This window comes from Ancylobacter sp. G4_0304, assembly GCF_047501495.1.
Taxonomy (GTDB): domain Bacteria; phylum Pseudomonadota; class Alphaproteobacteria; order Rhizobiales; family Xanthobacteraceae; genus Ancylobacter.
In genome coordinates, this window is the sequence record NZ_JAZDRM010000020.1 from 1 (window position 1) to 12,472 (window position 12,472).

Sequence of the window (12,472 nt, forward strand, 5' to 3'; positions counted from 1 at the left end):
CGCCCCCTCCGGCGTGCGCGAGAGCCGCGTGTCGCTCGCCCGTGCCTTGGGCGTCGCGGCCATGGCGGCGTCGAGAACCGGCACGGCGGCTTTTCCTCCCCCCGCGAGGCGCAGCGCCTGCGCGCGCACCTGCGCCACCCGCCGGGACCAGCCAGCGCCGAAGGTTTTCCAGGTCGAGAGCGCGCGCAGCATGGCAAGCCGCCGGTCGCACACCTCGCCAATCAGCGACGCCACGTCGCGACCCGCCAGCGCGGCCAGCGTCGCCTCGCCGATCTGCCCGTCGGCGGCGACGCCCAGCGCCCGCTGCAGCCATTTGGCGGCCTGCGCCGCGCCGGAATTCACCGCCGCGTCGAACAGGCAGTCGTCCAGCCCGGCCGGCAGGTCGTCGCCGCGCACCGCGACCCAGTATTGCACGCGATAGATCGCCCTGAGCTCGGCATCCGTGATCTGGCGCACGTTGCGGGTCTTCAGTCCGGCCCGCCGGCGCCAGCCGTCATAGACGCGCTGGGTCACGCCCTTCATGGTCGCCCCGCCGGGGTCGCGAGGATGGTCGGACCAGCCTCCCTCATGCACGAGGACGCGCGAAAGCGCCCCGTCGAAGCTCGACGCGGTCATGGCAGCTCCAGATCTTGGGTTGGTGGGCCCTTGGCGGGCGCAGTCTTCAGGCGGCGGGCGAGAGCAGTGGCTTCTCGTTGCGCCGGTTGAGCCTCTGGCGCAGCCGCGCCAGCGGGCGCTCCACCAGCCGGTACATCAACGCGCTATAGGCCCAGGTGCCGAGGATCACGAACGCCGCGCGGATGGCGGGATGCGCCTCGGGGAACCGGCTCTCGGCAATGCCGATGAACACGAAATGCACCAGATAGATGGTGAATGAATACAGCCCGATGGTCTGCATCGGCTTCGAGCGCAGCAGCCGGGTGACGACGGGGATGTCGGTCTGCAGCACATAGGAAAACAGCACGAACAGCGCGGCGCCCTGAACCGAGTAGCGGATCGTCTGCCGGAACTCCTCGTTGCGGATCGCGAACATCGCCAGCAGCGCGAGGAGAGCGACCCCGACTTGCCAGCGCGTCGGCCGCCACGCCGCGCGCCCCTCCAGCACCGGGTTCTGCCACAGCGCCAGCACGCAGCCGAACAGGATCGAGTCGATCCGAGTATGGGTCATCTTGTCGTTCGGCGCGACGATACCGAAACCGTAGACATTGGCCAGTCGCACCATCAGCACGGCGACGCAGGCGATCGCGCACCACAGCGCCAGCCGCTTCGGCCCAACGCGCGGCAGGAACAGCCCGACCACCAGCGGGAAGAAGAAGTAGAAATGCTCCTCCACCGCCAGCGACCACAGCGGCATGCCGGGAAAGCCGTCCAGCGTGGTGTAGACGTCGGTGTAATTGGTCAGGAACAGCACATCCGCCGCCACGCCCGGCCAGTCGATCGGCCGCCCGATCAGCCCGACGCCGATGCAGGCGAGGCTGAACGCCCCGGTGATCCAGAACGGCGGAATGATCCTGAGCACGCGCCGCGTGTAGAAGCCGGCATAGCTGATGCGGCCGCTATTGTGCATTTCCAGCCGCATCAGCGAGGTGATGAGGTAGCCGGAGAGAAAGAAGAAGATGGTGACGCCGAAACCGCCCGGCACGATGCGGTCGAGCCCGAGATGCGACAGCACCACGATACCTACCGCCACCGCGCGGATGCCGTCGAGGTCCGGCAGATGCGGCATGCGGGTGACCGCCAGCGCGTCGGGCACGGGCACAACCGATCCGGCCGCGGGCTTCGGGCGCTCTATCCTCACCACGTCTCCAGGGTCCCCGGCGCCGAGGCGCGGAATATCGAGGCGAGAGCTAGCATGCAACAATCCGGCCGTCGACATGGCGGGCCGTGGCGCGATGGTACCCGGCGCCGCAGGCTTCTTCGTTCTCACTCACAGCCGGCCGTCACTGCGACGCTGGCGCCGGCCATTCCTCCGGCGCGACCTCGCGCACCGGCAGGCCGGCGAGCCATGCGTGGCGCGTCGCATGCGCGGGGTCGACGAGCACCGCCTCCGGCAGCACCCAGCTCGTGCCGTCGCCGAGCGGGATCGGATCGAGCGCGGCGCCCGGCGCGGTCGGGCCGCGCACGGCATCGGCCTGTTGTTCGGTCAGGATGATCATGGCGTCACGGCTCCCACGGCGATCAGATAGGCGCGCAGCGCGTCGCGCAGGGTCAGCATCTCGGCCGCGCTCAGCCCGGCGCCCCAATGCGCGGCCGCGATCTGGTTGATGCCGTAGAAGGTGCCGGACCGCAGCACGTCGAGCGGGCTTCCTGGCAGCGCGCCGGCGGCCTCGCTCATGGTCGCCCCCGCCACGCCATCGGCATAGGCGGTCGCAAGGTCGCTCGCGGTACGCGACCAGGCGAGATGGCGCGCATAGGTGCCGTTGATGGTCATGGCCGCGCTCGCATGCACCGCGAACAGCGCCGCGCGCTCGGGACTGGAGCCGGGGCGAGCAATACTCAGCCGCGCATTCCCGGTGCTCGTGTGGTAGCCCACATCGTAAGAGGTGCTGGCCGTACCCACCGGTATGCTGGTCAGCGGCCACATGCCGAGATGCGCCGAGGTTGCGGTCATCCGGCTGCCGCCGCCGGTGGGGAGGAAGCCGCCGGCAAGCCGGCTGGTCGCCCCGTCGCCCTGCCAGCCGCGATCGGCGGCGAAGCTGGGCGAGTTCACCGCCGTCAGGTCATAGGCGTCCTGCACCCAGTTCAGCCGGCTCGCCTGCTCGTGATGGGCGGCGAGGATGTAGAGCGCGTCGAGCTTCGCCCACACCCCACCGGCCTTGAGCGCGCCGATCAGTGTCGAGACGAGGTGCAGGCGCTCCGGCGCGGGCGCCGTGGTCATGCGTGCGGCGAGCGCCTGCGCCTCCGGCAGCAGCAGGCGCCCGCCCTTCCGCCGCGCCGCCTGGGCGAGGCCGAGACCGATACCGAGCATAGGGGAGTGTCTCCTCATCTGCGGCCCCGCGGGCGCGCGGCGCGGCCCGCGGGGTCCGGCGCGCCTCAGTCGATGGTGTGGACGACGATGCCGGCGGTGGAGCCGGTCGCGTAGACGCGGCGCACCAGATATTCCGGCACGCTCGCCTGCCCGGTCGGCAGCGGCAGGGTCAGCGGCGCGTCGTCGGCCGCGTTCACCGGCAGCAGCTTGATCTGCGCCGAAGCAAGGCTTGCCGGCACGAACACGCGCAGACGCGCATAGCGGGCGAGGTCGAGCGTGTCGCTCGGCGTGACCAGCGTGCCGGCACGGCCGAGGCCGGTCGGTGAGACGGCGACACCGCGCCAGGGGTCCTTGGCGGAATCATAAGGCATGTCTGTTCTCCGAAGGATGGAACGTGAAGGCCCGGCTCAGGTCGGCGCGTTGAAGACGAGGGTGTAAAGCACCAGCTTCACCCGGCCGCCGGTGAAGCTGCCGCCGGCGGCGGTCACGCGCAGCGGCGTGTCGGCGTAGAAGGCCTGCGGGCCGATCGCCCCGACATTGCTCGCCCCGGCCGCGATGCCCAGCGTGCCGCCGAACTTGGTGGTCTCCCCGGCGATGCCGACGCCGTAGGAGGTCGCCCCGGTGATCGCGGTCACGGTGCGGCTCGCCACCGCGAGGCAGATCGCGCGGTTGGGGATGACGATGGTGGACGCGACGAAGCTGCCCGCCAGCACCAGTTCCTCCTCCACCGCCCGCAGCGCCGCCGCGCCGCCGGAGGCCGTGCCCGCCATAAGATCGGACCAGCCGGTGCCGTCATGGATCAGGCTGAGGCGCTCGGCGGCGACGAAGGCACGCCAGCCCGCGCGCGGCACGAGAAACCGCCAGCCGCCATCATACAGCGCGATCTGCCCGGCATGCCCCGCCCAGTCGCCGCTGCCCCCGGCGGCCACCAGATGGCGGTCGCCATTGACCGGAGCGCCGGGCGGGGTGGTTCGCGTGCGGTCGAGCACGGCCAGCTGCGTCGCCGCGTCCAGCAGCGTCAGCGCCTCATTATGGGTGACATGCTTCTGCGCCTGCGCGGCCGCGAGCAGCGGCAGCGCGAGAAGAGGTGTCGTCTCGCTCATGGCGTGTGTCGGTCCTGTTGGCGGTTCAGAGGGTCAGATGCGCGTCCAGCGGCGCGCCGGCGCCGACGCTGGCGGAGAGCTGCACCACGCGGATGTCGAGCGCCGCCTGCGGCCCGCCGAAATCGGCGGTCTCCTGCGCGCTCGCATAAAGCTGCGAGGGCATCGTGGTCTCGAAGCTGCGCACCACCGCGCCGCCCGAGAGGATGTCGAGCCGGTAACGTTCGCTCGCCTCGTTCAGCGGCACCTCGGCAAGGTCCCAGGAATCCCCGCCCGAGCGGGTCCGCCGGATCCAGCTCAGCGTCACGCCGCCCGCCCCGCGCCGCGCGCGGGCATGGACCGGGGCGAGCGGCAGCAGCGCCCGCGCGGTCAGGCGCGTCGAGACTTCAGTGACGCCGGCATCGCCATGCCCGCGATCCGAGCGCCCGACGCGCAGCGTCACGCTGCGGCCAAGCGGATCGAGGCCGGCCGCGATCGGCGCCAGATTGCGGTCGAGCCGCACCAGCGTGGTGCCGGCGGGCCAAACGTCGCGCGCCATCGCCTCGGTGCCGAGCTGTCCGCGCAGCAGGCCGCCGAGCCGCCAGCTATTGGCCCCGATCAGCGCGGCGTCGAGAAACTGCACGATCTCCGCCGCCCCGTCGGGCGCCACCAGCGCCAGCGTATTGGCGCCGCCGAGCACGTCGATCTCGCTCAGCCCCGCCAGCACCCCGCCATTGAGCGCTACGTCAAGGCTGACGCCCCGCCGCCAGCGCCACACCTCGTCCGGCGCCAGCGCCTCCAGCGTCCGGCCAAGGGTGGCGGGCGCGGCCAGGCTCGCCACCGCCTCGAAGCTCGCCCCGCTCAGGCTGCGCCACAGCGTCATCGCGCCGGGCCAGGGCCGGGCGAAGGCGGCGAGCCAGCCGAGCGGCGGCGCGGCCGGATCGCCGTCCGGCAGCGTCGGCAGCGCCAGCGCCACCAGTTCCGGCGGTCCCGAGGACTGCGGCAGCGGCAGGGGCGCGGCATGCCCCTCGCGCGCGGCGAGCCGGAACACGCCGGGATCGATGCTGCGCGCGCTCACCGCCCGCGCCTCGGCGTCCTCGATGCCGGTGATTTCCATCAGCCTCTCGCGCCCGTCGCGCGTGAGCCGCACCAGATCGCCCGGCTCCAGCGCGAGCCGCGAGGGCGCCAGCGCGAAACTCGCGCTCTCGCGGCTCGCCCAGGCGTCCTGCAGGTACATTTCCGCCAGCCCGGCGGCGAGGCCGGTATCGGCGACCATGGCGAGGTCCAGCGTCGCCTCGGCGCGGGCCGTGCCGGCCAGCCGGCGCGAGCCCGCCGTGGCGCGGCGATAATCCCCCGCCGCCTCGATGAAGCCGAGCGTCACGCTCAGCGGCAGTTCCGCGTCGCCGGCCCGCACCCGCCCGAGCGCCGGCTGGCCCTCGACGGCCACCAGATCGTCATCGCCGATCGCAATCGCCGTCCCCGCGCCGCGCATCCGCAGCGCCAGCCCGCCGCCGCGTTCCGCCAGCGCGAAGCCGAAGGCCCGCGCCAGCGGCTCCAGAGCGCCGCGCGCGCTGGTTGGCCGGTCGACCACATAGCCCTCGATCACCCCGGTCAGCCCCGCGCAGTCGATATCCGTCACGCCGAAATCGGCGGCGAGCCGCGCGCACAGCTCGCTGAGCGGCGCGGCGCCGAGCCGCCCCGTGAGCCAGTGCCCGGTGCGCCAGTTCGCACCATCCGCCCACACCGCCTCGGCGCGCGGGAACGCTGGAAACGGCCGCGCATCCCAGGTCCAGGCATAGAGCGTCGCGGGATCGACCATCCGCCCGCCCGGCAGGCCGCCATGGACCGGATTCACGCCGTCACTGTGGAAAGCGTCGAGCATCGCCTCCAGGTGCCGGCGCTGCATCAGGTCGTCGCGCTGGCCATTGGAGAACGGCGGCAATCCGCTTTCCACCGATTTCGGGTCGGGAAACACGCTCGGCCGGTTCGCGCCCTTGTCGACCGCCGCGCAGCCGATCTCGGTGAGCCGCATCGGCTTGGAACCCGGCACGTAGGCGGTCGGCGCCACTTGCCGCACCCCGCCGATCCGCTCGTGATGGGCATTGCCCCACCAGCTGGCGAGGTCCTTGACGCGGAACACCCACGGCTCGCCATAGGCCCCGTCGGTGATCGGGCTGCGCGCCTGCGCCGCCCGCGCGGCCTCGTCCGGGTAGAACCAGTCATAGCCGTCGCCGCCATTCACATTGCCGGCGAGATAGGCCCGGTCATAGCCGCTCTCGTAGAGCTGCGCGTCGAGATGGGCGTCGCCGTCGCGCCAGTCGGCCAGCGGCGCGTACCAGTCGATGCCGATGAAATCGATCGCCGGCGACGCCCACAGCGGATCGAGCGGAAAGCGCACATGCGCGCCGCCCTCCATCACATGGGCCCCGTATTCGGTCCAGTCGGCGGCATAGGACACGCGGGTGCCCGCCCCGACGACGCTTTTCACATCCGCCGCCAGCGCGGTCAGCGCGCTCACCGCCGGATAGCTGCCGGCGCCGGAGCGCACCCGGGTCAGCGCCGCCATCTCCGAGCCGATCAGCATCGCCTCGACCCCGCCCGCCGCCACCGCGAGCGTGGCGTAGTGCAGCACCATGCGCCGCAGCGTCCATTCTTCCGGCCCGGAATAGAGCACCTGCCCCGAGGTGACGGTGAAATGCCCCGGCGCCGCGCTGCCGAACAGCGCGTTCACCTGCGCCGCCGCGGCCGCGGTCGCGTCCGGCGATCCGGGACGGCCCGGCGCGGGGTGGCAGGTGATGCGCCCGCGCCAGGGATAAGCCGGCTGCGCGCCGGCCTCGCTCCATGGGTCGGGCAGCGTGTTGCCGGCGGCGATGTCCATCATCACGAAGGGATAGAGCGTCACCTTCAGCCCGCGCGCCTTCAGCGCCTCGATGGCGCGGCGCACGCTGTCGTCGGACGGCGTGCCGCCATAGGCTGGCTTGCCGTCATATTGCGTGACGAGATAGGCGTCGGCCCGCGTCTGGCCCGCGACCGCCCAGTCGATCGGCAGCACGCCGAGCCGGTTCGCCTTCACCCGCCGCTCGACGCCCGGCTGGATCAGGCAATTGCCGGCGCGCAGATCGGTGCCGAACCACGACACCACCAGCGCGACATGCTGGAGGTTCGGGCAGCAGGCGAGCAGCTGATCCAGCGAAGCGTCGAGATCGCTGGCGGCGAAGGTCACATGCCGGTTTTCCGGCGCATAGGCGCCCGGCCCTTCCAGCCGCGTCACCTCGCGCGGGTCATAGGCGAATTCCGAGGAGCCGGGGATCAGCGTCACCGCCGTCAGCCGGGTCTCCAGCTCGCCGATGGCGCGCTCGACCTCGACGGAGATCTGCGGCAGCCGGTTGCCATAGGGCGCCAGCGCCAGCCGCTCGAAGGCGATATAGGCGAGCCCGCGATAGGCCGGCGCGTTGCCCGCACCCTCGAAGGCTTCGATCATCGGGTCGGGCAGTTCGTCCTCGCCGCCGAGGTGCACCCGGATGTCGAGCCCCTGCCGGTCGAGTTCCTGCCCGTCGGCCCAGATGCGACCGATCCGGTTGACCCGCCCCTCGCAGATGCCGACCGCGAAGCGGCCGTAATAGCTGTAGGTGGTGGAGGTCGATCCCCCGCCCATTCCCGAGCTTTTGCCGCCGGAGGATTGGGTCTGCGTCGCGATCACCTCTTCCACCGGCGCCGCCCAGATCACCTGTCCGGCGAGCCGCGCGCGGCCATAAACGCGCGGCATCGAGGCGCCGTCGGTCGAGGTCATCGAGCCGAGATCGTCGAGGCGCGGGCCTTCCGCGTGCCGGCCCGGCGTCAGCAGCGTCTGGTCCAGCACCGCGCCGCCCAGCGCGCCGAGCGCCCGCCCCGCCACCGCGCCGAGCGGCCCGAACAGCGCCCCGCCAACCGCCGCACCCGCCGCGCCGAGAATGAGTGTCGCCATGATGCCCTCTCTTGTCCGATATGCGGGTCGCCCCTCGCACGCGCGCCGCGCGCCCTCTCCCGCCGCGAAGAGGGCCAGGTGAGGGCGGATGCCCCGCCATCATGTCCGGCGCGCCATTGCATTGACGCCGCCCGTGCGCCCCACGCGCGACGCACCCCCTCTCCCCGCCGGGGAGAGCGCTGGGGTCGGGGCCACGCGCAACAAGTCACGCCTGCCCTCGTCGCCTCGGACCGCCCTGCCCCGCGCGGGCCTCACGCCCCCGGAAACGCGAAGGCGTAGGCGAGCCGGCGCCGCCACCAGGGCGCGAGGAACACCTCGGCCACTGCCGCGCCGTCATGGGCGTGCACCATGCGCTCCGGCGTCACCAGAAGAGCCGCGTGCTTGGCCGGCACGCCGGGCCTGAAGCGGAACAGCAGCACGTCGCCCGGCCGGATCGCCTCGACCGCCACCGGGCGCAGATGGCGCATCCCGGCCTCCAGCATCTGCTCGGCCCCCGTGGCCTCGGCCCAGTCCGGCGTGTAGGCCGGCAGCGCCTCGGGCTCGTCGCCCAATACTGCCCGCCACACGCCGCGAATGAGGCCGAGACAGTCCGCCCCGTGGCCCTTGCAGGAGGCGCGGTGCAGATAGGGCGTGCCGATCCAGGCCCGCGCTTCCGCGACCAGCCTGCCGCGCATTTCTTCCGCCGTTCCGCCCATCACAGCCCTCCCGGCCGCGCCACCTTCAGCACGGCGTCGTTGCCGGGCATGTGCGGCATACCGCGAAAGTTCAGCGCATTGCCGAAGCGGGTCCGACAGGTGGCGAAGCGCTTGTCGCAGCCGGCGGTGACGGTAAAGGGATCGCCCGCCATCATCGGCTCGGGCGGGCGCTGCCACAGTTCCAGCCGCACCACGCCGCCGGCCGCGGCATGGGTCTTCACCTCGACCGAGACGCCGGTATTCGCACCGCTGGTGAAGGTCAGCCGCCCCTGCGTGAAGAAGCCGGCGGCGAAGCTCTCCAGCCCGCCGGCCCTGAGCAGCGCCGGCCCCTCCACCGCGCTGACGCCGCCGGTGCCGGTGAACCCGCCGGCCAGCGCCACGCCGCAGCGCGCATCGCCGAGATCGGCGTCGCAACTGCTGGCGAACAGCCGCCCGCGCACCACGTTCAGCGCCTCAGCGAGCCCGCGCAGCTCGGCGACGAAGCGCCCGTCCTCGCGTCGCACCTCGCCGATCCGCGCGCGCCGCAGCGCAATGAAATTGACCGGCGCCGACCAGTCCGCCAGCAGCAGCTCGACCCAAGCGCCGTCATAACGCCCGGCGTCGAGATCGGCCTCGGTCATCGCCTCGTCGGTCAGCGCGGCGGACATCTCGCCGCCATCGACCGCGAAGCCGAGCTGCGTCGCGGTCTCGCTGCCCGAGACGCCGCCCGCCGCGCGGAAAACCGTGCCATCGACGGCAAGGTCCTCGTCATGCTCGGTCAGTGCCAGCACCGCGCCGTCGCGGCGGGTGATGCGCCAGCAGCGCGCGAGCGTGGTCGCCCCGCCCGCCAGCGCGGCCGCGAATTCGGGGGGCAGCGTCTTCATGGCCGGATCTCCACGATCGGGATGCGGGGAATCTCGCCGGCCTCGAAGGCGGTGAGGTTCACCTCCAGGAAATCGCTGTCGAAGCGCACCGGCACGTCGAACTGGTAGCCCGCCGTCACCTGCGCCCCGCTCGCGGGCACATGGCCGGGCAGGAAGGTCACGATTCCGGTCGTCGCATCCAGCGTGAAGCCGGTGCCCGCCACCTTTTCGACGCCCGCCACCGCGACGCGCACCGTCCCGGCGACAGGCTTGCTGATCGGGCGGGTATAGGGCGCGTGCACGCCGCCATAGGTCTTCACCAGCGCGAAGGCCGCCTGCGCCCCAGTGCCGAGGCCGAGCCCCTGGTCGAACGGCGTCACCGCCGCCCCGGGCGCAGCCGAGGCATGGTCGAGCCGGTCACGCCAGCGAAAGCCGTAAAGCCGCCCGCGCCGCTCCTCGAAAAAGGCGACGATGGCCGAGAGCTGCGCGAGCGATTTCACGCCATAGCCGGCATCCCAGCGCCGCCGCGAATGCTTCAGCCTGGTGTTGCGTTCCTCGCGGCCGGTCAGCGTGGTCACGATCTCGGTCGCGCGCTCCGGCCCGCCTGCCGCGCCGAGCGCGACATCGAGCGGAAACAACGCCTCGTGGAAAGCGGCCATGCTCACAGCCTCCTCTCGCCGCGCGCCACCGCGCGCGAGACCAGCCCGGCGAGATAGGCTTCGGAGCGGCGGAACGAGGAGGCGTCCGGCGTCGAAACGTTCACCGTCACGTTCACCGCGCGCCCGCCGCTCCCCGCCGCGACGCCGAGCCGGCCGTCCGGCCCGCGCGACAGCGGCAGGATCGCCTCCGCCCCGGCCTCGCCCATCAGCCCGACATTGCCGCCGGCCATCGGGAAATAGGTCGGCGCCGCCACCACTCCGCCCGAGGCGAAGGGCAGCACCCGTCCGCCCGCGAGCGCGTCGCCATCGGCAAAGCCTGCAAGCCCGCCGGTGAGGTTGCCCAGCACGCCGGCGATCCCCTGCTCCACCGGCCGCAGTGCGACGTCGAGGGCGAGCGAGGACAGCCGGCCCGCCAGCGAGCGGAACACGTCGTCCGCCTCGCGGCCCTTGACCACGGTTCCGGTCAGCGCGTCGCCCACCGCCCGGCCGAAGCCGCGCGCCAGCCGCTCCGCCTCGCCGATTTCGCGGCGGAACGCCGAGGTATCGGCGGAAATCTCCACCGTCATATCGTCCAGTTCGGCCATGGAAGCCTCATTGATGAAAAAGGAGGGGGCGACGAAGTGCCCTCAGTCGGGAAACCGCGCCATCAGCCCTTGAAGCCCGGCGCGGTCCATCGCGGCGCGGGCCGGGCCGGCATGGGCGGTCATCGCCGCCGCCAGTTCGCGCGGCGTCAGCGTCCAGAAATCGCGGGAGGCGAGCCGCAGGCGGCCGAAGCCGAACGCCATCGCCTGTTCCCAGGGAAAGGCGGTCGCGCCGGCCTTCAACCCGCCTGCGGCGCCGTAGGGCCCGATGCCACCCCGCCCGGCTCGCCCGCGCCTGGCACCGTTCCGAAGGTCGCGGCGATCAACTCGCCGACGAGGCGCGCGAACCCCGCCGCCCCGCCGGGCGTGGTCATGCGCGCCACCTCCGCGTCGCTCACCTCCTCGCCTGCCCCACGCAAGCCTGCGGCGAGGATTGCCACCGCGTCCCGCGCCGACAGCCGCCCGCGCGAGAAGCGCTCGGCCAGCGCCATCAGGTCGCTCGCGCCAAGCGCGCCTTCCAGCTCGGCCAGCGCGCCGAGCGTCAGCACCAGCCGGCGCGGTCGCCCGTCGAGTTCGGCGGCGATCTCGCCGCGGTGCCGGTTCACCGGAGCCTGTGCCATCGCCCGCCCCTCACAGCGCCGCGAAGCTCAGTTCGCCCGCGCTCTCCAGCGCGATGTCGAACGTCACCTCGCGGTCGTGCTCGGCGGCGATCTCCAGCGCGGTGATCTGCAGCGGCCCGGTCACCGTGCCGAAATCCGGGATCACCACCTGGCAGTTGCGGATCACCCCGTCGAAGAAGCTCTGCCGCAGCAGCGCGTCAGAGGCGGCATCCTTGAACACGCCCGAGCCGGAGACCGAGGCGCGCTTCACGCCGCTGCCGGCCAGCAGCTCGCGCCAGCGCCCGGCGCTCTCGGCATGGGTAATGTCGACCGGCTCGGTGTTGAACGCGATCTGCCGTGAGCGCAGCCCGGCGACGGTCACATAGGCGGTGCCGTCATGCATCTTCAACAGCAGGTCCTTGCCCTTCTGCGCGGCCATGGGTTTTCCCTTCGTGGTAGTCAGGAACGGTTAACGTTGTTGGTCTAGAGTGAAGACATCGCGTGAGAATCCGGTCGGAATCGACTTACATTTTTGATTCCGAAATCCCGGCCAAGCGACTTCATGTTCAGAATCAGATTCAAGGCCGGAAGCTGAGTCTGCTCAGAGTCTTGGCGCCACTTTTTCATCTTCATCCAATTTCTCAATTTGACTCCGTCACCGCCCGCAGGCGGATGGCGGCCCGGTAGGTCTTCCCGCCCGCCTCCCGACGGGTCTCGGTCCCCGTCACCCGCAGGTTCACCAGCCGGTGGCCGGGCAGCGCCGGAGCCATCCCCTCCAGCACGTCGCGCACCAGCCCGGCGATCGCCTGCGCCTCGCGATGCCCGCCCTGGCGCGACCAGGCATGGAGCGTGAGCAGGTGCTCCTCGCCCTCTTCCGTCGCCGTCGACCAGTCGTTCACCCGCCCCTCGGCGAGCGTGACATAGGGCAGCTCGGCGCCGGCCGGCGGCTCGTCATGGACGCGGGCGCCGCCCAGCGCGGCGGTCAGCGCGGCATCGTTGGAGAGCGCGGCATGGATCGCCGCGCGCAGCAGGTTGGCGGCGCTCATCGGTCCCTCCTCGGAATGGTCGGCACAGGAAGGCGCCAGCGT

The 12,472-nt window shown here is 72.0% G+C and carries 15 protein-coding genes; all 15 read right to left on the minus strand.

Features of this window, described 5'->3' with window-relative positions; genetic code table 11:
- Nucleotides 1-615 (minus strand): glycoside hydrolase family 108 protein (locus tag VRZ77_RS12655; protein WP_414593016.1); only part of this gene is annotated, 615 nt, incomplete at its 3' end.
- A 46-nt stretch (nucleotides 616-661) separates the two neighbouring features.
- The gene (locus VRZ77_RS12660) at nucleotides 662-1,756 is read right to left on the minus strand and encodes an acyltransferase family protein (protein WP_414593017.1); all 1,095 of its coding nucleotides are present in this window, start codon (nucleotides 1,754-1,756) and stop codon (nucleotides 662-664) included.
- 181 nt (nucleotides 1,757-1,937) lie between these two features.
- A complete protein-coding gene (locus VRZ77_RS12665; protein ID WP_414593018.1) occupies nucleotides 1,938-2,153 on the minus strand; it encodes a hypothetical protein in 216 nt (71 codons plus the stop codon).
- Nucleotides 2,150-2,965, minus strand: a complete 816-nt coding sequence (locus tag VRZ77_RS12670; protein ID WP_414593019.1) for a hypothetical protein — start codon at nucleotides 2,963-2,965, stop codon at nucleotides 2,150-2,152. The genes VRZ77_RS12665 and VRZ77_RS12670 overlap by 4 nt, the downstream gene beginning before the upstream one ends.
- Before the next feature lie 65 nt (nucleotides 2,966-3,030).
- Entirely contained in the window at nucleotides 3,031-3,336 is a 306-nt protein-coding gene (locus VRZ77_RS12675; protein ID WP_414593020.1) for a hypothetical protein, read from the minus strand.
- Nucleotides 3,337-3,372: 36 nt separating this feature from the next.
- Nucleotides 3,373-4,068 carry a DUF2793 domain-containing protein gene (locus VRZ77_RS12680; RefSeq protein WP_414593021.1) on the minus strand — a complete coding sequence of 232 codons (696 nt, stop codon included), beginning with the start codon at nucleotides 4,066-4,068 and terminating at the stop codon, nucleotides 3,373-3,375.
- Nucleotides 4,069-4,093: 25 nt separating this feature from the next.
- A complete protein-coding gene (locus VRZ77_RS12685; RefSeq protein WP_414593022.1) occupies nucleotides 4,094-8,008 on the minus strand; it encodes a baseplate multidomain protein megatron in 3,915 nt (1,304 codons plus the stop codon).
- Between the two features lie 251 nt (nucleotides 8,009-8,259).
- Nucleotides 8,260-8,703: an NlpC/P60 family protein gene (locus VRZ77_RS12690; RefSeq protein WP_414593023.1), complete on the minus strand. Its 444-nt coding sequence runs from the start codon at nucleotides 8,701-8,703 to the stop codon at nucleotides 8,260-8,262.
- Complete coding sequence (locus VRZ77_RS12695) at nucleotides 8,703-9,566, minus strand: DUF2163 domain-containing protein (protein ID WP_414593024.1); 864 nt, start codon at nucleotides 9,564-9,566, stop codon at nucleotides 8,703-8,705. The genes VRZ77_RS12690 and VRZ77_RS12695 overlap by 1 nt, the downstream gene beginning before the upstream one ends.
- On the minus strand, nucleotides 9,563-10,204 hold the full coding sequence (locus tag VRZ77_RS12700; protein ID WP_414593025.1) for a TIGR02217 family protein: 642 nt from the start codon (nucleotides 10,202-10,204) through the stop codon (nucleotides 9,563-9,565). The genes VRZ77_RS12695 and VRZ77_RS12700 overlap by 4 nt, the downstream gene beginning before the upstream one ends.
- Nucleotides 10,205-10,206: 2 nt before the next feature.
- Nucleotides 10,207-10,788, minus strand: a complete 582-nt coding sequence (locus tag VRZ77_RS12705) for a phage tail tape measure protein (protein WP_414593026.1) — start codon at nucleotides 10,786-10,788, stop codon at nucleotides 10,207-10,209.
- A gap of 42 nt (nucleotides 10,789-10,830) precedes the next feature.
- The gene (locus tag VRZ77_RS12710; RefSeq protein ID WP_414593027.1) at nucleotides 10,831-11,028 is read right to left on the minus strand and encodes a rcc01693 family protein; all 198 of its coding nucleotides are present in this window, start codon (nucleotides 11,026-11,028) and stop codon (nucleotides 10,831-10,833) included.
- The gene (locus VRZ77_RS12715) at nucleotides 11,025-11,405 is read right to left on the minus strand and encodes a gene transfer agent family protein (RefSeq protein ID WP_414593028.1); all 381 of its coding nucleotides are present in this window, start codon (nucleotides 11,403-11,405) and stop codon (nucleotides 11,025-11,027) included. Before VRZ77_RS12715 ends, VRZ77_RS12710 begins: the two co-directional genes overlap by 4 nt.
- Nucleotides 11,406-11,415: 10 nt before the next feature.
- Nucleotides 11,416-11,823: a phage major tail protein, TP901-1 family gene (locus VRZ77_RS12720; RefSeq protein WP_414593029.1), complete on the minus strand. Its 408-nt coding sequence runs from the start codon at nucleotides 11,821-11,823 to the stop codon at nucleotides 11,416-11,418.
- Between the two features lie 202 nt (nucleotides 11,824-12,025).
- Nucleotides 12,026-12,430, minus strand: a complete 405-nt coding sequence (locus VRZ77_RS12725) for a DUF3168 domain-containing protein (protein ID WP_414593030.1) — start codon at nucleotides 12,428-12,430, stop codon at nucleotides 12,026-12,028.
- Nucleotides 12,431-12,472 lie beyond the last annotated feature (42 nt).